General features: G+C 36.6%; 22 protein-coding genes. 13 read left to right on the forward strand and 9 right to left on the reverse strand.

Annotated features, from left to right (window positions below):
- Positions 1-24: 24 nt before the first annotated feature.
- From SFA27_RS22360 to SFA27_RS22370, 3 genes are all read left to right on the forward strand, one after another.
- On the forward strand, positions 25-888 hold the full coding sequence (locus SFA27_RS22360; RefSeq protein ID WP_407295011.1) for a neutral zinc metallopeptidase: 864 nt from the start codon (positions 25-27) through the stop codon (positions 886-888).
- A 43-nt stretch (positions 889-931) separates the two neighbouring features.
- Positions 932-1,129, forward strand: a complete 198-nt coding sequence (locus SFA27_RS22365) for a hypothetical protein (protein WP_407295014.1) — start codon at positions 932-934, stop codon at positions 1,127-1,129.
- Between the two features lie 161 nt (positions 1,130-1,290).
- Positions 1,291-1,494 (forward strand): hypothetical protein, encoded by a 204-nt coding sequence (locus SFA27_RS22370; RefSeq protein WP_407295016.1) that lies wholly within the window; start codon positions 1,291-1,293, stop codon positions 1,492-1,494.
- Positions 1,495-1,533: 39 nt separating this feature from the next.
- On the opposite strand, the gene SFA27_RS22375 is transcribed toward SFA27_RS22370, so the two are convergent.
- Positions 1,534-2,394, reverse strand: coding sequence for a GLPGLI family protein (locus tag SFA27_RS22375; protein ID WP_047376166.1), 861 nt, complete (start codon positions 2,392-2,394; stop codon positions 1,534-1,536).
- A 12-nt stretch (positions 2,395-2,406) separates the two neighbouring features.
- Positions 2,407-3,351, reverse strand: a complete 945-nt coding sequence (locus tag SFA27_RS22380; protein ID WP_407295019.1) for a GLPGLI family protein — start codon at positions 3,349-3,351, stop codon at positions 2,407-2,409.
- Between the two features lie 213 nt (positions 3,352-3,564).
- On the opposite strand from SFA27_RS22380, the gene SFA27_RS22385 reads away from it, so the two are divergent.
- The 5 genes from SFA27_RS22385 (at position 3,565) to sufD (ending at position 8,174) form a co-directional block, all read left to right on the forward strand.
- The gene (locus tag SFA27_RS22385; protein ID WP_027372006.1) at positions 3,565-3,894 is read left to right on the forward strand and encodes an iron-sulfur cluster assembly accessory protein; all 330 of its coding nucleotides are present in this window, start codon (positions 3,565-3,567) and stop codon (positions 3,892-3,894) included.
- A gap of 83 nt (positions 3,895-3,977) precedes the next feature.
- Complete coding sequence (gene sufB, locus SFA27_RS22390) at positions 3,978-5,426, forward strand: Fe-S cluster assembly protein SufB (protein ID WP_047376164.1); 1,449 nt, start codon at positions 3,978-3,980, stop codon at positions 5,424-5,426.
- A 7-nt stretch (positions 5,427-5,433) separates the two neighbouring features.
- Positions 5,434-5,940 carry a GNAT family N-acetyltransferase gene (locus tag SFA27_RS22395; RefSeq protein ID WP_407295023.1) on the forward strand — a complete coding sequence of 169 codons (507 nt, stop codon included), beginning with the start codon at positions 5,434-5,436 and terminating at the stop codon, positions 5,938-5,940.
- 18 nt (positions 5,941-5,958) lie between these two features.
- The gene (sufC, locus tag SFA27_RS22400) at positions 5,959-6,702 is read left to right on the forward strand and encodes a Fe-S cluster assembly ATPase SufC (RefSeq protein WP_047376159.1); all 744 of its coding nucleotides are present in this window, start codon (positions 5,959-5,961) and stop codon (positions 6,700-6,702) included.
- 164 nt (positions 6,703-6,866) lie between these two features.
- Positions 6,867-8,174: a Fe-S cluster assembly protein SufD gene (sufD, locus tag SFA27_RS22405; RefSeq protein ID WP_407298189.1), complete on the forward strand. Its 1,308-nt coding sequence runs from the start codon at positions 6,867-6,869 to the stop codon at positions 8,172-8,174.
- Positions 8,175-8,245: 71 nt separating this feature from the next.
- On the opposite strand, the gene SFA27_RS22410 is transcribed toward sufD, so the two are convergent.
- Positions 8,246-9,169 carry a DUF3078 domain-containing protein gene (locus SFA27_RS22410; protein ID WP_407295027.1) on the reverse strand — a complete coding sequence of 308 codons (924 nt, stop codon included), beginning with the start codon at positions 9,167-9,169 and terminating at the stop codon, positions 8,246-8,248.
- A gap of 227 nt (positions 9,170-9,396) precedes the next feature.
- Positions 9,397-10,323 carry a DUF3078 domain-containing protein gene (locus SFA27_RS22415; RefSeq protein ID WP_047376154.1) on the reverse strand — a complete coding sequence of 309 codons (927 nt, stop codon included), beginning with the start codon at positions 10,321-10,323 and terminating at the stop codon, positions 9,397-9,399.
- A 248-nt stretch (positions 10,324-10,571) separates the two neighbouring features.
- Between SFA27_RS22415 and SFA27_RS22420 the strand changes: the two genes are divergently transcribed.
- The 4 genes from SFA27_RS22420 (at position 10,572) to SFA27_RS22435 (ending at position 14,531) form a co-directional block, all read left to right on the forward strand.
- Positions 10,572-11,339 carry a rhomboid family intramembrane serine protease gene (locus SFA27_RS22420; RefSeq protein WP_047376152.1) on the forward strand — a complete coding sequence of 256 codons (768 nt, stop codon included), beginning with the start codon at positions 10,572-10,574 and terminating at the stop codon, positions 11,337-11,339.
- A gap of 34 nt (positions 11,340-11,373) precedes the next feature.
- On the forward strand, positions 11,374-12,483 hold the full coding sequence (gene dprA / locus SFA27_RS22425) for a DNA-processing protein DprA (RefSeq protein WP_407295031.1): 1,110 nt from the start codon (positions 11,374-11,376) through the stop codon (positions 12,481-12,483).
- A gap of 190 nt (positions 12,484-12,673) precedes the next feature.
- The gene (gene gdhA, locus SFA27_RS22430; RefSeq protein ID WP_047376148.1) at positions 12,674-14,032 is read left to right on the forward strand and encodes an NADP-specific glutamate dehydrogenase; all 1,359 of its coding nucleotides are present in this window, start codon (positions 12,674-12,676) and stop codon (positions 14,030-14,032) included.
- Positions 14,033-14,162: 130 nt separating this feature from the next.
- Positions 14,163-14,531 carry an iron chaperone gene (locus SFA27_RS22435; RefSeq protein WP_047376146.1) on the forward strand — a complete coding sequence of 123 codons (369 nt, stop codon included), beginning with the start codon at positions 14,163-14,165 and terminating at the stop codon, positions 14,529-14,531.
- 44 nt (positions 14,532-14,575) lie between these two features.
- Here SFA27_RS22435 and SFA27_RS22440 read toward each other — a convergent pair whose 3' ends face one another.
- From SFA27_RS22440 to SFA27_RS22450, 3 genes are all read right to left on the reverse strand, one after another.
- Positions 14,576-14,878 (reverse strand): hypothetical protein, encoded by a 303-nt coding sequence (locus SFA27_RS22440; protein WP_264518909.1) that lies wholly within the window; start codon positions 14,876-14,878, stop codon positions 14,576-14,578.
- Between the two features lie 230 nt (positions 14,879-15,108).
- Positions 15,109-15,597, reverse strand: a complete 489-nt coding sequence (locus SFA27_RS22445) for a YkgJ family cysteine cluster protein (RefSeq protein WP_047376141.1) — start codon at positions 15,595-15,597, stop codon at positions 15,109-15,111.
- Positions 15,598-16,569: an ion channel gene (locus SFA27_RS22450; protein ID WP_047376139.1), complete on the reverse strand. Its 972-nt coding sequence runs from the start codon at positions 16,567-16,569 to the stop codon at positions 15,598-15,600. It abuts the gene before it with no gap.
- Between the two features lie 164 nt (positions 16,570-16,733).
- Between SFA27_RS22450 and SFA27_RS22455 the strand changes: the two genes are divergently transcribed.
- Positions 16,734-17,114 (forward strand): group III truncated hemoglobin, encoded by a 381-nt coding sequence (locus tag SFA27_RS22455; protein WP_047376134.1) that lies wholly within the window; start codon positions 16,734-16,736, stop codon positions 17,112-17,114.
- A gap of 73 nt (positions 17,115-17,187) precedes the next feature.
- Here SFA27_RS22455 and SFA27_RS22460 read toward each other — a convergent pair whose 3' ends face one another.
- Positions 17,188-18,258, reverse strand: a complete 1,071-nt coding sequence (locus SFA27_RS22460) for a calcium:proton antiporter (RefSeq protein ID WP_407295037.1) — start codon at positions 18,256-18,258, stop codon at positions 17,188-17,190.
- A gap of 65 nt (positions 18,259-18,323) precedes the next feature.
- Positions 18,324-18,662 (reverse strand): DUF6122 family protein, encoded by a 339-nt coding sequence (locus SFA27_RS22465; RefSeq protein ID WP_264518911.1) that lies wholly within the window; start codon positions 18,660-18,662, stop codon positions 18,324-18,326.
- Between the last annotated feature and the right edge of the window lie 2 nt (positions 18,663-18,664).

The raw sequence follows: 18,664 nt of genomic DNA on the forward strand, positions 1-18,664 counted from the left end.
AAATTAACCAATAAATTTATTAGTATGAAATGGACAGACGACAGAGGCGGAAACGTTGATGACCGCCGTGGTTCCGGAGGTGGAAGTGGTGGTATGATTGTAGGTGGAGGACTTGGAACTTTAATTATAGCAGCCATTGTATTCTTTTTGGGAGGTGATCCATCCGGTATTTTGAATTCCGGCAGTATCCAGTCTTCTGGAAATCCGGGAGAACAAAGAGAGCTTACAACCGGTGAAAAACAGGTTGGTGAAATGGTTGATATGATGGCCAAATGGAATATTCTTACCTGGGATCAGATTTTTAAGGAAAATGGAATGAATTACAGCGCTCCTCAGGTAGTTCTTTTTGAAAATACAACTTCTTCAGCATGTGGTACAGCGCAGTCTGCTATGGGACCATTTTATTGCCCTGCTGATCAGAAAGTTTATATGGATATGAGTTTTTTTGGTGAGCTTCAGCAAAAATTCGGGGCTAAAGTAACGGAATTTACGGTAGCCTATGTTCTTGCCCATGAAGTAGGCCACCATGTTCAGACTCTTTTAGGAACTACTCAGAAAGTAGATCAGCTAAGAAGAAGCGGAAGATATTCTGAAGAACAGATGAACAGAGTATCCGTTGCTACAGAATTACAGGCAGATTTCTATGCCGGAGTCTGGGCAAAGAGGACCAATGAGAGTAAGCATATCCTGGAACCTGGAGATATTGAGTCTGCCATAGATGCTGCAGAAGCTGTTGGAGATGATAACATTCAGAAAAGAGGCCAGGGATATGTCAATCAGGAAAGCTTCACTCACGGATCATCTGCACAACGTAAGGAATGGTTTATGAAAGGCTACAACACTGGAGATATCAGACAGGGAGATACTTTCAACCAGTTGTTGAAATAAAATATTTTTTATTATATTACAATACAAATTTAAAAACCAAATTATGGAAAATTCAAAAAATTTCAAGAAAAATGCAGCGAAACTTTCAAAAACTGCAATGAAAAGTATTAATGGTGGATTAAAACACACACCATGTTGGGGTTATAATGTTGAAGATAGAAGACCGGGAGCATCTCCCTTGTGGATGCAAAAGCTTGAAACATTTGCACATAACTTTATGTATTGTCCTGACCATTTATAACTAAAAAAGATCATAGTCAGGGTATTAATGCCTTGACTATGATTTTATATTACACAATGAGAAACAGAGCTTTTATAATTATTATTGCGACCCTTTTGTGTATTCATTTTCCAATAGCTGGATATTCTAATATACAAAACGACGATACACTTTTTTTAAATATGAAAAAAGTTGCTGTCAATGATTATATAAAAAAGAAAATGAAGTATTATCATTTTGGCATCCTTCCGTTATCCGAAAAGAACAAAGCAATACTTACCAAAAACAATATAAAGATTATAAATAAAAACTGCATAGCTATTCCAGAATTAATGTATTACAATAAAATAATTCTGGAAAAAACACATATAAAATTATATTCCTAAAAATAAAAATGCGGTCTCAGTGTGAGACCGCATTTTTATTTATTGCAATTCTATAGGGTTAGAATTTTTCTTGGCTTCTTCTTTCACTCTTTCTTCCATTCTTTTCCTCATATCGGCAGGATTCTGATTTCCACCACCGCCAGAGCCTCTTCCTCCCCCTCCTATTCTCACAGTAGTCGAAAATCCACCTTGTCCTCCACTTTGACTCATGAATGACATTGGATCTGTTTTGAATTTTTGCTGCTGTTTTACATAATCTGTTCTTTTCACTTTTAATGTATTTCCAAACTGATTCAAAGTAGGGAATTCAGCAATCTTATAGTTTTTCATTAAATCAAAGGAATACTCTCCTTTATCATCTTCCACTTTTACGATTAATCCCGGAAGTCCGCCAAACTTGTAAGGACCATCCTGATAAGGAAGATCTGTAGTAAACCAAGCCGTCCATTTTCTTCCTCCAAAATCAGTTTCCGCCTTCTGAACTTTATATTCTCCTATTTTTCTTGTTTCCGATTCAATTTTCCAGTTCAGAGGCCTGTCCTCTTCATACGAGTAGATATCACGCCCTATTCTGTCTTTGAAATATGTCTTTTGGTTTGTTTTATCTTTTTCTACAGAATAATTGATATTAGTTCTCAAACCTTCCATCTGATCTCTGTTAATACTTCCTCTTCCACCGCCACCCTGAAATGCCTTTTGCATGATAGAATCTCTTTTAATCCTGTTTTCAGAATAAAATACAGATTTTTCGGGAGAAATATCCAGGTAAGCGTTTTCAGTCTTGACATCTGTTTTATTTTCGGCATCAGGCTTCATAGTCACCTGATACACAAACCTGTTTGTCTGTGCAGAAACATTCTGTATGAAGAGTGCCAATGCGATAATACCTAATTTTTTCATTTATATTTTCTTTTATTTTAATTCAATTGGATTCTGATCTATACTTCCGGCAAAAGAATGGTTTTCTGTAGAAGAATTCTGCTGCATGGGAAAACTCTGGTTTTCGTTACCCATTCCCCGATGCATTCCACCACCGCCATGACCTCCGCCTCTCATGCCACCTCCATTCATTCCGCCACTATGTCTTCCTCCTCCAATATTCATATTTCCCTCACCACCGCTATTTCCGACCATTGCCTTTCTATTTTTGCCAAACTCCAATTCCAGAGCGGCTTTATCACCATGGAAGTTAATTCTTGTACTTTGTTTAGCATCAGAACTGATCTGTTCTTCAAAAGCATTTTTAATGGTAATTTTTTTAGCAAGATCAAATTTATAATCTCCTTTGTCGTCTTCCAACTTCACTATCAATCCCGGCAATCCTGAGAATTTATATGGCCCGTCAGAAACAGGGATATCTTTTGTAAACCATGCTGTCCAGACTCTGCCAGCAAATTCGGCTACTGCTTTTTGGGCAGAATATCCATTTTGTTTCTCCACAAGATTTGTTATTTCCCATTTTACAGGTCTGTCTTCCTGATAGTAAATTTGTTTTCCGGCTGCTCTTTCATAATAATATACTTTCTGATCCGGAATATTTTTAGAAATAAAATATTCAAAGAAAGTCGGTTCAAAATGTTTCTTTCCTTCAAGCTTTGAAAAATCTTTTCCATCTTTTTTATCATTTTCTTTCGCTTCTGATCTCTGAGAAGTAAAAAGAGAGTCTCTTTTCAATTTATTTTCGCTGATAAATAAGGAGCGGTCTCCTTTAATATCCAGAAAGGTTCTTTCGCTTTTCATACTTACCAGATTGATGGAATCCGGGTTTACCAGTGTTTCGTACACAAATCTTGTTGTCTGTCCGTAAGACACTGCGGTGAAAAGCAACACAAAAAAAGCAGTTATTTTTTGTTTCATTACCAATTTTATTTATAGATATGAAATACGTTTCAAGGTTAAAATGAGAAATGAAATCTTCACATAAGCAAAACAATTTTATCTAATTTTAACAGAAATACCCCCTTTCAATCTTGCTATTAATATCAGAATCATTAAAATAGATATCTTCGATTTGAGATTGCGGAAATTAGTTCGTATTTTTGCATCATTAAATCATTCTAAATAAATACAATGATAAAAGTATCAGACTATGCAAAGGAGAAAGCCATCCAGTTAATGACGGAAGATGGTTTTAACCCTGCTGAAGATTATATAAGAGTAGGGGTAAAAAGCGGCGGATGCTCTGGTTTAGAGTATGTTTTAAAGTTTGATAACCAAAAAACAGACACAGATCAGATTTTTGAAGATAATAACATCAAAATTATTATAGATAAAAAATCCATCCTTTATTTGGCAGGAACAACTCTTGAGTATTCAGGAGGATTGAACGGAAAAGGGTTTGTTTTTAACAACCCGAATGCATCCAGAACATGTGGATGTGGAGAATCATTTAGTCTTTAGAGAAAAGACCTTAGATCCTAGATTGCAGACCTCAGAACCTTTCTGAATTTTGGAATCTAAAATCTGAAATCTAAAAAAATATAATGAGTAAATATACAGAAGACGATTTAAGAGTCGATCTAGAAAATAAAAAATATGAATTCGGTTGGGAAACTAAGATTGATTATGAAGATTTCCCGATCGGTTTAAATGAGGATATCATCCGTGCCATCTCTGCTAAAAAAGAAGAGCCGGAATGGATGACTGAATGGCGTTTGGAATCTTTCAAAATCTGGTTGAAAATGGTAGAACCTAGCTGGGCAAATATCAAGTATGAAAAACCAGATTTTCAAGCAATCCGTTACTATGCTGCTCCTAAAGTAAAGCCAGAACTGGCAAGCCTTGACGAGGTAGACCCTGAATTATTGAAAACATTTGCAAAATTAGGGATCAATATCGAAGAGCAGAAAAGACTTTCAGGCGTTGCCGTAGATATCGTAATGGACTCAATTTCTGTGAAAACTACTTTCCAGGATACATTGGCAGAGAAAGGAATTATTTTCTGCTCAATTTCTGAGGCCATTAAAAACCACCCTGATTTAGTAAGAAAGTATCTTGGAAAAGTAGTTCCGAGAGGAGATAATTTCTATGCAGCATTAAATTCCGCAGTATTCTCTGATGGAAGTTTCTGCTATATTCCTAAAGGTGTAAAATGCCCAATGGAGCTATCCACTTATTTCCGTATCAATCAGGCAGGAACAGGACAGTTTGAAAGAACGCTTCTTGTAGCTGATGAAGGAAGTTATGTCTCTTATCTTGAAGGCTGTACAGCACCATCAAGAGATGAAAACCAGCTTCACGCTGCGGTAGTGGAACTGATTGCTTTGGACGGCGCTGAGATTAAATATTCAACAGTTCAGAACTGGTATCCTGGTAATGAAGAAGGTAAAGGAGGTGTATTCAACTTTGTAACGAAGAGAGGACTTTGCGAAAGAAATGCAAAAATCTCATGGACACAGGTAGAAACAGGTTCGGCAGTAACATGGAAATATCCTTCTTGTATCCTTAAGGGAGACAATTCTATTGGGGAATTCTACTCTATTGCGGTAACCAACAACCACCAGTATGCAGATACAGGAACAAAAATGATCCACATTGGAAAGAATACCAGATCCACAATTATTTCAAAAGGTATTTCTGCAGGAAAATCTCAAAACTCGTACAGAGGACAGGTGAAAGTAATGCCTTCAGCAAAAGGGGCAAGAAACTTCTCTCAATGTGACTCTCTATTGATGGGTAATGAATGTGGAGCTCACACTTTCCCTTATATTGAAATTAAAGATCCTACTGCGCAGTTAGAGCACGAAGCAACGACTTCAAAAATTGGAGAAGATCAGATTTTCTACTGTAACCAGAGAGGAATTGATACAGAAAGAGCAATCGCTCTGATTGTGAATGGTTTCAGTAAAGAAGTTTTGAACAAGCTTCCGATGGAATTTGCCATTGAAGCACAAAAACTACTTGAAATTTCATTAGAAGGTTCAGTAGGATAAAAAAAATATGATAGCTACAGAAAGATTAATTTTAAGAAAACCTGCAAAAGAAGATTTTGAAAGTTTCTTTGAAATTAATCATGACCCTGAAACCAATATTCATAATCCAAGCGGGCCCATGAGTTTTGAAAAAGCAGAAAGCACATTTGCAAGAATGCTTGATCATTGGGAAAAATATAGTTTTGGAAGCTGGGTGATTGTTGAAAAGGATGATCCAGAAAATATAATAGGTTTTGGAGGACTGAGCTATAAACTCTACGGAGAGGAAGAAAAATTGAATTTAGGCTATCGTTTTGCTTCCCAGGCATGGGGGAAAGGATACGCCACAGAATTCACAAAGAAGGCTATAGATGTTGGTTTAAATCAAGACGATAAAGAAGAAATATTCGCAATTGTCCGTCCCAGCAATATAGCTTCTGTTAAAGTTTTGGAAAAGGCAGGTATGATCAAAATCGGGACCCTTAATGATGTTCCGGGTCAACCTGAAAGTTTAGTATATAGAATTCAAAAATAATTTGTTTAAGCAAATAAAATGTTAGAAATTAAAAACCTTCACGCCAAAATTGAAGATGGCGCAGAAATATTAAAAGGTATTAATCTTGAAATAAAGCCAGGCGAAGTTCACGCTATCATGGGGCCGAACGGAGCCGGGAAATCTACCCTTTCTTCTGTAATCGCAGGAAAAGAAGATTACGAAGTGACTGGTGGAGAGATCCTTTTTCAGGGAGAAGACATCAGTGAAGACGCTCCTGAAGATAGAGCTCACAAAGGAATTTTCCTTTCTTTCCAGTATCCAGTGGAAATTCCGGGAGTTTCTGTAACGAACTTTATCAAAGCTGCTTTAAACGAAACAAGAAAAGCAAACGGATTGGAAGAAATGCCTGCAAAAGAAATGCTTGCATTAATCCGTGAAAAATCTGAAAAACTGGGTATCAAGAAAGATTTCCTTTCAAGATCATTAAACGAGGGATTCTCCGGAGGTGAAAAGAAAAGAAACGAGATCTTCCAGATGATGATGCTTAATCCTAAATTGGCTATTCTTGATGAGACTGATTCTGGATTGGATATTGATGCTTTAAGAATCGTGGCAGATGGAGTAAATCATTTTAAAAATGAAGGAAATGCAGTTCTTTTGATTACACACTATCAGAGATTGCTTAACTATATTCAACCTGACTTCGTTCACGTTTTAGCAGATGGAAAAATCATCAAAACAGGTGATAAATCTTTAGCATTAGAACTTGAAGAAAAAGGTTACGACTGGCTTCTTAACTAAGAAGAAAATATATTATTTCAGAGATTAAAATTTTTCGCATTCATTTATAAAATACAGCAAAAAAGAATCTCTAGTATTAAAAATTGGGTTCCCTATTCCTCGGAATAACAATATTTTAGTTAATAAAAAAAGAAAAAATGGTGCAAACCACAGATATACCAGTAATGGCATTAAAAGAACAAATTATAGAGAACCATAATGAATTTTTGGAGAGTCTTCGTCACAGATTTCTGGATGACAGTAGAAAAGCAGCTCTTCAAAGGTTTCAAACCCTTGGTTTTCCGACAAAAAAAGACGAAGAATATAAATATACCAATCTAAAGGAAATCACGGAAAAAAGCTACAACTTCTTCCCGAAAGAGAGCCACAATATCACTAAAGAGCAGTTTGATGAACTGCATCTTGGAGAAGAAAATTTTGATTGGATTGTTTTTGTAAATGGTAAACTTCATAAAGAACTTTCAAAAGTTTCTATTGAAAATGTAGAATTCCTTTCATTCAACTACGCACTGAATGACGAGAAGCACAAAGAAGTTTTTGAAAAGTATTTCAACACCATCGCTTCTAAAGAACAAGCTTTTACAAACTTAAACCTTGCTTACTGCAAATACGGTTTCTTTTTGAAGGTTCCTAAAAATGTAGTGATTGAAAAACCAATCCATATTTTTTATATTTCTCAGAATCAGGAGGAAAACACATTCTACAATACCAGAAACCTCTTGATCGTAGAAGAAGGAGCAAAAGTAGAAGTGATTGAAAGCCACCATAATTTTGACAGCACTTATGTATTGACAAACTCTGTAACGGAGATTTTTACCTATCCCAATGCAAAAGCTGACTGGCATAAGCTTCAAAATGATAACAACACAACCTATCTTATCGACAACACATTCGCAAGACAGGAGAAAGACAGCTTAACCACTGTAAATACATTCTCTTTCGGAGGTAAACTGGTAAGAAACAACCTTGACTTTATTCATAATGGATCAAACATCAATTCATTCATGAATGGAATCACAATCATCGGAAAAGATCAATTGGTAGATCATCATACGGCGGTTCACCATAACTTCCCGAACTGTGAAAGCTATCAGAACTACAAAGGAATTTTCGATGGCAATGCCCACGGCGTTTTCAACGGAAAAGTTTTTGTTGACAAAATTGCTCAAAAAACAAATGCTTATCAGCAGAATAACAACGTATTGCTAAGTGAAGGTGCAAGTATTGATACAAAACCTCAGTTAGAGATTTTTGCAGATGATGTAAAATGTTCTCACGGCTGTACCGTAGGTCAGCTGAATGAAGACGCTTTATTTTACCTGAGAGCAAGAGGAATTTCTAAAAAAGAAGCACAGGCATTACTTTTATATGCTTTTGCTAATGACGCCATGCAAAACATTGATATAGAGCCTCTAAAAGAGAAAATATCAAAGCTATTGGCAGAGAAACTAGGAGTAGATATAGAATTCTAAGACTTATATATATTGATACATAAAAGCACTTCTTTTTGAAGTGCTTTTTTATTTTTTACAGGCTATCTCGTTTATTTCTTTAACCAACTTTGGTTATCCTTGTTATCTGAACGTTTTTTACCATTATCAAAATTGTATGCAAAACCTACGCCCAATGTCTGCTTAAGCTGTGTTTTCCAGATCTGAGTATGATCATACATTAGGTCCAGGGTAATATTGGATGAAATATATTTATTGATTTTCATATTTAAAATTGCTCCATAAGTCAATATCAATCTATCCGGATGATCCAGATAATTTGAAAATACAGACGCTGTATTGGTCAGGTTTATATTCTCCATGATTTTGATTTTATAGATAGCTGTTCCATAGAAACCGAACTGAAAAAGTGATGAGTCACCATCATTTTTGAGCCCGTAAGTTCCTGCTTTTTGAAGATCCTTATCCAAAACAAAAACCCATCTCGCGGTAGCCGGGCGTAAAGTTACTGTCAGATTATCATTAGGACGGTAGGTAACCCCTGCACCTACATTCAGATATCCCGGAGCCATGAAATTGGAGATTTTTTTAGCATCGGGATTGTTCCCGTCCTCATATCCCGGGGCAAACTGAGTCTGAAGGCCGGTTCCGGCTGATAAATACCAACTTTCAGCAAATTTTCTACCATAGTTTGTAGAAAGGTTGATAACATCCTGAGTTTTTCTTACACCCGTTCCCTGGGTATTATTCTGTCCGTAGCCCAAAATAATAATATTTTCCCAAAGATCTTTTCCTTTTTCATAAGTCAGGTTATAATTGACACCGGCAAGCCATCCTACGTTGTTGGCTCCACCTCCAACCCAGTTTGAAAAGGCGGCCTGATTAAGCATTAATGTATTTTGTCCCTGAATAGACCAGGCTTTAATGGTGTCTGCTGCCGGAGCATCTGTTTTAGTTTCTTGCGCCAAAGCCATCGCTCCAAAAGAAATGGAACTGATCAATAAAAGTTTCTTCATAATAATGATTTATTACAAATGTATAAATAATAATCTATGCCTAAATAAAATTCACTTTAAAATGAATTTAACATAGTTGATTTTTTGCTTATAATACAATGAAAACAAATCATTTAAGTAACCCCATATTGTATCCCAAACTTAAGTCAACTTAAAACAACAGTATTTTAATGACAAAAAACACCTCATTCCTGAAGTGTCTTTCTATTAGAATTGATGTAATTCTATTATTTTTTAATCCACCATTGACTGTCTTTACGGTCAGAGCGTTTTACCCCATTATCAATGGTATAAGCGAATCCGATTCCAAGGGTTTGTTTCAGCTGCGTTTTTTCGATTTGACTGTGATCATACAACAAATCAACCGTTACATTGGATGAAATATATTTGTTTACTTTCAGGTTCAATAGGGCTCCATAAGCCAATACCAATCTATCCGGATGATCCAGATAATTTGAAAAGACCGATGCGGTATTGGTCAAGTAGATATCTTCCATTATTTTCAGCTTATAAATTGCCGTTCCCAAGAAACCGAACTGCAATAAAGAAGAATCACCATCGCTTTTCAAACCGTAGCTTCCCGCTGTCTGAAGGTCTTTATCCAGTACAAATGTCCATCTGGCGTTGGTAGGACGTAAAGTTACCGTCAGATCTTCATTAGGTCTGTACGTGATACCCATCCCGACGTTCAGGTAACCTGGAGCCATAAAATTTGAGATTTTTTTGGCTTCAGGGTTGTTTCCGTCTTCATATCCTGCAGCAAACTGAGATTGTAATCCCGTTCCTAAAGAGAAATACCAGCTTTTTGAAAATTTTCGCCCATAGTTGGTAGAAACATTGATAACATCCTGAGTTTTCCTTATTCCTATTCCTTTGGTATCATTTTGTCCATAACCTAAAATAATGATATTTTCCCAGAGATCATTATTTTTCTCGTACGTCAGGTTGTAATTGACACCGGCAAGCCACCCCACGTTATTAGCCCCACCTTGTACCCAGTTTGAAAAGGCAGACTGATTGATCATTAATGTATTTTTCCCTATCACAGACCAGTATTTTACTGTGTCTACCACAACAGAATCTTTCTTCAATTCTTCTTGTGCACTTGCATAAATCCCAATAAAAAAGGAAAGAATCAATAAAAACTTCTTCATTACTCAAATAATTTTCACTGCAAAAATATTAATATAATTTTTTTTAAAGGTAAATTCAGCTTTAAAGAATTAGGATTCTTTAAAGTTTAAATGCCTAACAATAAGATATCTCTATAAAATCAATGCCAAAATAATAAGTCTGAAAATAAATTTGATACCTTTTGTCTTAAAATCAGGTGGATAGAAATTGATTCATCGCCAAATTTTCCGAAATTTATCATTGGCTTTTGATTTGACGTAAAATCCTCATGTTTAAAAATGCAATTTCAAAAAGAGCGATTATATACCCTTTGCTGATGCTTTCTGCAATGTGGTTCGGGTATTTTTTACAAATGCAGGGATTTTTTCAAAGCTGTTTTGGAGCGATTATACCGCTTTTACCTGAAGGACTGCTGGGTATAGTTACCTCCCCTCTTTTGCATGGAAATATCGATCATATTATAGGAAACTCTATTCCCATAGCGGCACTTATGTTTTTGCTCTATCAGTTTTACCCTTTAGTTGCAAACAAGGTTTTTATTATCGGCTGGCTGGCAACAGGGCTTTTGGTATGGCTTCTTCCTCCCATCGACATTTTTTCCGGCGAATATATGTACACCTGTACAATCGGAGCCAGTGGCGTGGTCTATGTTCTTGCCTTCTTCCTTTTCTTCAGTGGAGTATTCAAATGGAATACAAAGCTTCTTACCATTTCAATGCTAGTGGTACTGTATTATGGAAGTTTAGTCTGGGGAATGCTTCCGGAAGAACTGTTCTACAATATGCAGGAACCCAGTAAAATTTCATGGCAGGCCCATCTTTCCGGTGCTGTAGTAGGTAGTGTCATTGCATTTGCTTTTAAAAATGTTGGAGAAAAAAAGAAAAAATTTATCTGGGAATTTCCTAATTATTATAGTGAAAAGGATGATAAGCTGTGGCAGGAATACAAGGAAAATCATCCGGAGGATTTTATGGAGCTTCCCTATAAAAAAAGAGATGATATTTGGGATCATTTGGATGAATTAAGGAAAAGATAAAAACTTATTTCATTACATTTGAAAAAAAACACACATGATTTCCGAAGAATACTTTTACACAATCGCCCTCCGCGAATGCAGCCAGATAGGTGATATTCATTTTCATAAACTTGTCCATACTTTTGGGAGTGCACAGGAAGCATGGAAAAGAGCAAAGAAAGAGTACAAAAAACTGGAAGGAATAGGACAAAAAACAGTTTCAGATATTGGAAATAAGTCTCATTTGGAATTCGCAGAAGAAGAATTAAATTTTTGCGAAAAGAATAATATCCGGATCAGGCTGAAGCATCTTAGTGAAACTCCTTTACTGCTTAACGAATGTAATGATGCCCCTGCTATTCTTTATCAGAAAGGAAAGATTGATGATACACAGTCAAAAGTAAGTATTGTAGGAACCCGAAATATGACGGGCTATGGCCAAAAATTTATTGAAGACTTCTTTGAAACAACTCAATCTTCAAGATATACATCAGTAAGCGGACTTGCTTTGGGTGTTGACAAAGAGGTTCATGAGCAGTCTATTCTTCACCGAAAATCTACTGTAGCGGTTCTTGCACATGGTTTCCAATATTTATATCCATCAAAGAACAGAAAACTTTCAGAGAAAATTTTGGAGGAAGGAGGCGCATTAATCACAGAGTTCAGTTCTTCCCGGAAACCAGACCGTGAAAACTTCATTCAGAGAAATAGAATTGTAGCAGGAATGTCTCCCGCAACCATTGTGGTGGAAACCGGTTTTGGAGGAGGGTCTGTAAGTACTGCTGCTTTTGCCAATGATTATAACCGTGACGTCTTTGCCCTCCCGGGAAAAATTACAGACATCTGCAGCCAGGGATGTAATCAGCTGATTTTCCATAATAAAGCGACAGCCATTTCTACTATAAAAGATCTTATAAGTATGCTTGGATTTAATGGTCCTAAAGAAAAAATAGAAGAGTTATTTCCTTACAGCGAGACATTGATACAATTACCTGATAATCAATATTTAATATATCAATCTATTAAAGATCAACCTCAGATTTCTCTGGATGATCTGGCGCAGAAAATTAATATTCCCACCCACAAAATCTTACCAATAATTTTGGAATTGGAACTTTTAGGGAAAGTAAAATCATTTTCCGGGAGGCAATTCATCGCAATTTAAGATTTAATGATTTCTTAATATTGCATTATTTCACACATAACATTTCATTTTTAATAAAATTTGAACACAAATTATCAATTTAATAATATTACGAAACATTATTATTTAATTTTTAACAATGTTGAAATACAGTGTTGTGAATCTTGAAAAAAAAATTAAATTTGTTGACAATAATATTCAACCTTAATATATGGAACAATATAATATTGACCAGAAAATCCAAGAGTTTATTGCAAAAATTGAAGCAAAAAATCCTAACGAACCGGAATTCTTACAGGCTGTAAAAGAAGTTGCCGTAACAGTAATTCCATTCATTGCTACTAAAAAAGAATATACCGGAATGAAGCTGCTTGAAAGAATGGCTGAAGCTGAAAGAATTATTATTTTCAGAGTTCCATGGGTTGATGACAAAGGAGAGATTCAGGTTAACAGAGGTTTCAGAATTCAAATGAACTCTGCTATTGGACCATACAAAGGAGGTATTCGTTTCCATCCTACTGTAAACTTATCAGTTCTTAAGTTCTTAGCTTTTGAACAAGTATTCAAAAACTCTTTAACAACTCTTCCAATGGGAGGTGGTAAAGGAGGTTCAGATTTCGATCCACAAGGAAAATCTGATATGGAAGTAATGCGTTTCTGCCAGGCTTTCATGACAGAACTGTGCAAGCACATTGGTCCTGAAACAGACGTACCTGCGGGAGATATCGGTGTAGGAGCAAGAGAAATCGGATATTTATTCGGACAGTACAAGAAAATCAGAAACGAATTTACCGGAGTTCTTACAGGAAAAGGTCTTGCTTATGGAGGTTCATTGATCCGTCCTGAAGCTACAGGATACGGCGTAGTATACTTCGCTGAGCAAATGCTTAAGACTATCGGGCAGGATTTCCAAGGGAAAACAGTAACGGTATCAGGTTTCGGAAACGTAGCTTGGGGAGTTATCAAAAAAGCAACTGAACTAGGCGCTAAAGTAGTAACAATCTCTGGACCAGATGGATACATTTATGATAAAGATGGTATCAGCGGAGAAAAGATCGATTATTTATTAGAGCTTAGATCTTCAGGAAACAACAGAGCTGAAGATTATGCTAAAAAATATCCTTCTGCTGAATTCCATGCTGGGAAACGTCCTTGGGATGTGAAATGTGATGTTGCGTTCCCTTCTGCAACTCAAAACGAATTAGATTTAGATGATGCAAGAAAACTAGTTGAAAACGGATGTGTTTGTGTAACGGAAGCGGCTAACATGCCTTCTACACTAGACGCCATCAACTATTTCTTAGATAATAAAGTATTATTCTCTCCTGGTAAAGCTTCCAACGCTGGAGGTGTTGCTACATCAGGATTAGAAATGACTCAGAACTCTATCCGTCTTAACTGGACTTCTGAAGAGGTTGATGCAAGATTAAAGGAAATCATGATTGGTATCCACAAAGCTTGTAGAGACTACGGAAAAGACGAAGACGGTTATGTAAACTACGTAAAAGGTGCAAATATTGCCGGCTTCGTAAAGGTAGCAGAAGCAATGTTGGCTCAAGGAGTTGTGTAACAGAAAAACAAAGGTTGGGAAAAATTCCCGACCTTTTTTGATATAGCCTGTTCCCGGGATAATGGGAAAAAAGTAAAAAGTGAAAGGAGAAAGCGCTGCTATATGCAGCGCTTTTTTTTATTTTTATATCATGAAAAACACTTTTAAAAATATTGATGAATATATCCTTCTATTCCCGATGGAAGTGCAGGAAAAACTGCTTGAACTGAGACAAGCCATCCATTCACAGATTCCGGATCTGGAAGAATATATTGGATATCAGATGCCTGCTTTCAGGTATAAAGGAAAGCCTTTGGTATATTTTGCCGGATATAAAAAACACATTGGTTTTTATCCCGGAGCTGAAGGGATCAGTAATTTTGAAACAGATTTTGAGCAAAGAAAATATACATTTTCCAAGGGAGCTGTACAGTTTCCGATTTCCGGTGATCTCCCGCTGGATTTAGTCAATAAGATTCTCCGGTTTAAAGTAGGAAAAATTGACCAAAAAAAATCCTGAAATACGAGATTTCAGGATTCCGACTAGTGTTTGCTAAAGTACTTTTACTTTTTCTTCTTTTTGTCTTTCTTTTCCTCTTTAGGTGCATCTGCTGGCTTCGTTGCATCTGTAGGTGTTGTACTTACCGTTGGGTCAGTTGCAGGAGATGTTTCCATTGTAGTTGCAGGGGTTTTTTCCTGTTGAGTTTTTGGATCCGAAGGACTTGTAGTCTGTGTATTCGGTTGTTGGGTTTGAGTTGTCGTTGGATTATTAGTAGAAGTATCCGCCGGCTTTTGTGGTGTTGATTGTGCTGATACTGCGATTACTCCGACTAATGTAAACGCTGCCGTTAAAAATAACTTTTTCATAATGTAATATTTAAATGATTGTTTAACTTAAACGAAGCATCATTTATAAAATTATGTGTAATAAGCTTATTTAACGTACTTTATAATTATTTAAGAGGAATTAGTAAAAAATAATTCTAACGAATTGGACTGAAGGACCGAAGCTTGAAGCTAGAAGTTAATCTCAGTTGAGCCATCATTTTTTTGTGTAACAGCTTCACGCTCCATCTTCTCACTTCCTGCCTACAAAACTACTTTGCTACATTCTTCATCATTTTTTCCACGAATTCAAAAGCGGCCGGACAGATCACTGTATTTTTCAGCATCAGGTTATTAATCTGATAAATCTTCTTCCGGTCTGTGTGAGGGTATTCACGGCAGGCCTTAGGTCTTACTTCATAGATAGAACAGGTATTATCACTGTTCAGGAAAAAGCATGGAAGATGCTGCAGTACCTTATCATTATCTTCATCTATCCTTAAAAATTTGGCCTCAAAGTCTGCGGGCTTCATACGAAGATGCTTGGCAATACGCTCAATATCCTTTTCCGTGTACAAAGGGCCGGTTGTTTTACAGCAATTGGCACATTGCAAGCAGTCTATTTCAGAGAAAACTTCATCATGGGTTTCCTGCACAATATAATCAAGGTTTTTGGGTGGTTTTTTCTTTAATCCGTCCAGAAATTTTTTGTGCTCTTTCTGCTTTTGTATTGCTTGTTTTTTATAAAAATCTAAATTCATTTATTCATTATTTCTTACAAAATCTGGAATCTCTTCTTTCTTGTACTCATTGATTTTATCGAGATCCAGGACTGTCGTAAGGTTTTCTTTGCTTGGATAATACATCGGAACAAATTTAGCTCCGTATACAATTTCTCTGGTAGTATAGGAGGACCGCTGAACTACAGTGTTTGAAAATACTTCATCAAATGCCCGCACCTGTACAATAAGCTCGATATCCGTATTTTTAAAATCATCTTCGGAAAAGCCATAAAATGGAGAGTTTTCATCAATTTTATGCACCACGGTCCAGTTGAGTGCCAACGTATTAATTTTGCTCATTTGGGTGTCCAGTCTGTAAAAATTACTTTTGGCAATTCCATTTTCTATGACTTCAATAGCCGCCGAAAGAATCACGTCAGCATCTGTCAGTGCATTATTTTTATAAGGAGCAAGCCTGAACATCAATGCTGGAGAGTCCTGAAAAGGAGCAATAACTGCTATATCAGAAAATCTGAGGTATGCTCTCGGTCTTGAAAATCTTCCGTAAAAAAGTCCTGTTGCTATGGCAAAGGTAAGCAATCCCAAAAAAGCTTCAAAAGTAGCCACAAGGCTGGCCAAAAATCCCACCGGAGCAATTCTTCCATATCCAACTGTTGTGAAGGTCTGGGAACTGAAGAAAAAGACGTCGATAAATTCGTTCAACGGATCACTTTTATCAATTCCGGTCAGATGCTCAACACCTATCAGGTAATAGATCATTGCAAAAAGAAGATTGATGAGAATATAAGCGATGACTAAATAAGAAATAAAGCGAAATGAAGAAAGATTCAGCATGGTATGATACCAGCTTAGCCTGTTGAAGACATTCACTCCTCTTCTCTGAACATTCGGAAGACCGTCTTTATTGATAAATCTTCCGGATGCATTAGTCCCGAAGCCACTGTTCTCCGCATTTTTCTGACGGATCTTTTTTCTGAATCCTCTTGTCATTTTTATAGCATTTATTTTTGAACAGCTTAAATTACAACAGCAAATTGAGGGATTTGCTTATCTTCTTTCTTACCGTTTCTGGTGCAAAGATAAAATATTGTTTTGATGAATTTTATCAATTGATTCATTTGAGTTTTAATTTGATTTTGGAGTACATTTGAGGTATGAAAAAACTGGAGTCAAGAGAGGACATTGAGCACCTTGTCAACTCATTTTATACAAAGGTCATTAAAGATGAAACCATAGGATTTTTCTTTAATGATGTTGCTAAAGTAGATTGGGATAAACATCTTCCTAAAATGTATTCTTTCTGGGAATCTATTCTTTTCGGACAAATGTCTTATAAAGGAAATCCAATGGGCGTTCATTTCCCGATTAATGAGATCCAGGCTATGGAACAGAAACATTTTGACAGGTGGCTTCTGCTTTGGCGTACCACTATTGAAGAAAACTTCGTAGGAGAAAATGCAGATATGGCAGTCTACAAGTCTGAAAACATAGCAAAGCTTATGGCTTTCAAGATGGATTTGGCGAGGAGATTGTAATGTGTTTCGGGGTGCGGGATTTCGGTGTACGAGGTACAAAATCCCAGATTTATTTCAAATAATAATTTCTCTTTTAAGGCACAATTACCGTAAAGATATAAGCTGCCAGATTCACCAATAGAACAGTTCCGTAGAGGACATTTGTTTTTCCGCGGCTTAATGAAAGCATTACGATAAATACGGATAAAGAAAGCAATATAATATCCTTTTTGTCCAAGCCCAGAACCAATGGAATATCGTACATGATGCATACCACGGAAACCGCTGGAATAGTCAATCCAATACTAGCCAGTGCAGAACCCAATGCAAGATTCAAACTGGATTGGATTTGATTGGCTCTTGCCGCTCTGATTGCCGCAACCCCTTCCGGAAGTAATACTACGGCTGCAATGATGACCCCAACAAGGGATTTTGGAGCACCAAGGCTTTGTACCATCCCTTCTATCGTGTCTGATAATCCTTTTGCCATCAATACAACAATAACAAGGCAAACCACAAGAAAAGCAAAGCTGATAAGCGTTTTTGTGAGTGAAGGAATATAATGTTCTTCCGGATGTTCATCAGGAACAATAAAATAGCTTCTGTGGCGCACAGTCTGTACCATCAGGAAAACTCCGTAAATAACAAGACATGCGATGGATATAAAAATAAGCTGAGCTTCGTTATAGAAAGGTCCGTTGACACTTGAAGTGAAATTAGGAAGAACAAGGGTAAGTACCAGAATAGAAACAATACTTACCAGATAAGTAGTTGCAGAGGTTCTTGCGAAGAATTGCTCATGATATTTAACACCGCCTACAAGAATACATATTCCCAGAATTCCGTTAAGAATAAGCATTACAGCGGCAAAAACCGTATCCCTGGCCAGCGTGATCGCCTGATCTCCGCCGGCCACCATCAGCGAGATGATGAGCGCAACTTCAATAATGGTGATACAAAGAGCCAGAATAATGGTTCCGAAAGGCTCCCCTACTTTATGAGCCACTACTTCGGCATGGTGTACTGCTGATAATACACTTCCGATCAGTAAAACACCTGCAAGAATATCATAAAGAACCCCAGATCCCATCAGTCCGGAAAAGTAGTACCCTACCGCAAGGAGAGGAAAAATATAGGTATAATGTAAGAATTCTTTAGGTCTCATAAGTGACTACAAAATACAAAAAATCTATGAAATTTTAAATATCAAAAGAAAATATTAATAATATTTTAATGCGGCCAGAAGTTAAAGTCCTGATAATCTGTAAACATATGAAACAGAAGTCCAATTCCTATAATTCTGATATCTCCTTTAAAAAACAGCAGCAAAAAATACACCGCAATGGCATAATATGAATGTAAAAAATGAAAACCTATACTTCCCCGCGACGGATCAAAAATAGGATTGGCAAAAAGATGGTCCAGATCTACCAGCATGGTAGCCAGGAGAATAAAATAAGCCTTCTTCCAGTTTTTACGGTAAAAGATCAATGCAATAAAAACGGGAAAAACGAGATGCAAAAAATAATGAGTAAAAGTTTTGAGCAATGCGATGTCTGATGGAGCCATTA

Source organism: Chryseobacterium sp. HR92, assembly GCF_045689405.1.
GTDB classification, from domain to species: domain Bacteria; phylum Bacteroidota; class Bacteroidia; order Flavobacteriales; family Weeksellaceae; genus Chryseobacterium; species Chryseobacterium viscerum_A.

Coding starts and splice junctions, on each gene's coding strand:
- SFA27_RS22460 (WP_407295037.1), bottom strand. CDS start 18,258: ATGAGACCTAAAGAATTCTTACATTATACCTATATTTTTCCTCTCCTT.
- SFA27_RS22450 (WP_047376139.1), bottom strand. CDS start 16,569: ATGACAAGAGGATTCAGAAAAAAGATCCGTCAGAAAAATGCGGAGAAC.
- SFA27_RS22415 (WP_047376154.1), bottom strand. CDS start 10,323: ATGAAGAAGTTTTTATTGATTCTTTCCTTTTTTATTGGGATTTATGCA.
- dprA (WP_407295031.1), top strand. CDS start 11,374: ATGATTTCCGAAGAATACTTTTACACAATCGCCCTCCGCGAATGCAGC.
- SFA27_RS22370 (WP_407295016.1), top strand. CDS start 1,291: ATGAAAAAAGTTGCTGTCAATGATTATATAAAAAAGAAAATGAAGTAT.
- SFA27_RS22455 (WP_047376134.1), top strand. CDS start 16,734: ATGAAAAAACTGGAGTCAAGAGAGGACATTGAGCACCTTGTCAACTCA.
- sufD (WP_407298189.1), top strand. CDS start 6,867: ATGGCATTAAAAGAACAAATTATAGAGAACCATAATGAATTTTTGGAG.
- sufB (WP_047376164.1), top strand. CDS start 3,978: ATGAGTAAATATACAGAAGACGATTTAAGAGTCGATCTAGAAAATAAA.
- sufC (WP_047376159.1), top strand. CDS start 5,959: ATGTTAGAAATTAAAAACCTTCACGCCAAAATTGAAGATGGCGCAGAA.
- SFA27_RS22365 (WP_407295014.1), top strand. CDS start 932: ATGGAAAATTCAAAAAATTTCAAGAAAAATGCAGCGAAACTTTCAAAA.
- SFA27_RS22440 (WP_264518909.1), bottom strand. CDS start 14,878: ATGAAAAAGTTATTTTTAACGGCAGCGTTTACATTAGTCGGAGTAATC.
- SFA27_RS22385 (WP_027372006.1), top strand. CDS start 3,565: ATGATAAAAGTATCAGACTATGCAAAGGAGAAAGCCATCCAGTTAATG.
- gdhA (WP_047376148.1), top strand. CDS start 12,674: ATGGAACAATATAATATTGACCAGAAAATCCAAGAGTTTATTGCAAAA.
- SFA27_RS22375 (WP_047376166.1), bottom strand. CDS start 2,394: ATGAAAAAATTAGGTATTATCGCATTGGCACTCTTCATACAGAATGTT.
- SFA27_RS22445 (WP_047376141.1), bottom strand. CDS start 15,597: ATGAATTTAGATTTTTATAAAAAACAAGCAATACAAAAGCAGAAAGAG.
- SFA27_RS22465 (WP_264518911.1), bottom strand. CDS start 18,662: ATGGCTCCATCAGACATCGCATTGCTCAAAACTTTTACTCATTATTTT.
- SFA27_RS22360 (WP_407295011.1), top strand. CDS start 25: ATGAAATGGACAGACGACAGAGGCGGAAACGTTGATGACCGCCGTGGT.
- SFA27_RS22420 (WP_047376152.1), top strand. CDS start 10,572: ATGTTTAAAAATGCAATTTCAAAAAGAGCGATTATATACCCTTTGCTG.
- SFA27_RS22435 (WP_047376146.1), top strand. CDS start 14,163: ATGAAAAACACTTTTAAAAATATTGATGAATATATCCTTCTATTCCCG.
- SFA27_RS22395 (WP_407295023.1), top strand. CDS start 5,434: ATGATAGCTACAGAAAGATTAATTTTAAGAAAACCTGCAAAAGAAGAT.
- SFA27_RS22380 (WP_407295019.1), bottom strand. CDS start 3,351: ATGAAACAAAAAATAACTGCTTTTTTTGTGTTGCTTTTCACCGCAGTG.
- SFA27_RS22410 (WP_407295027.1), bottom strand. CDS start 9,169: ATGAAGAAACTTTTATTGATCAGTTCCATTTCTTTTGGAGCGATGGCT.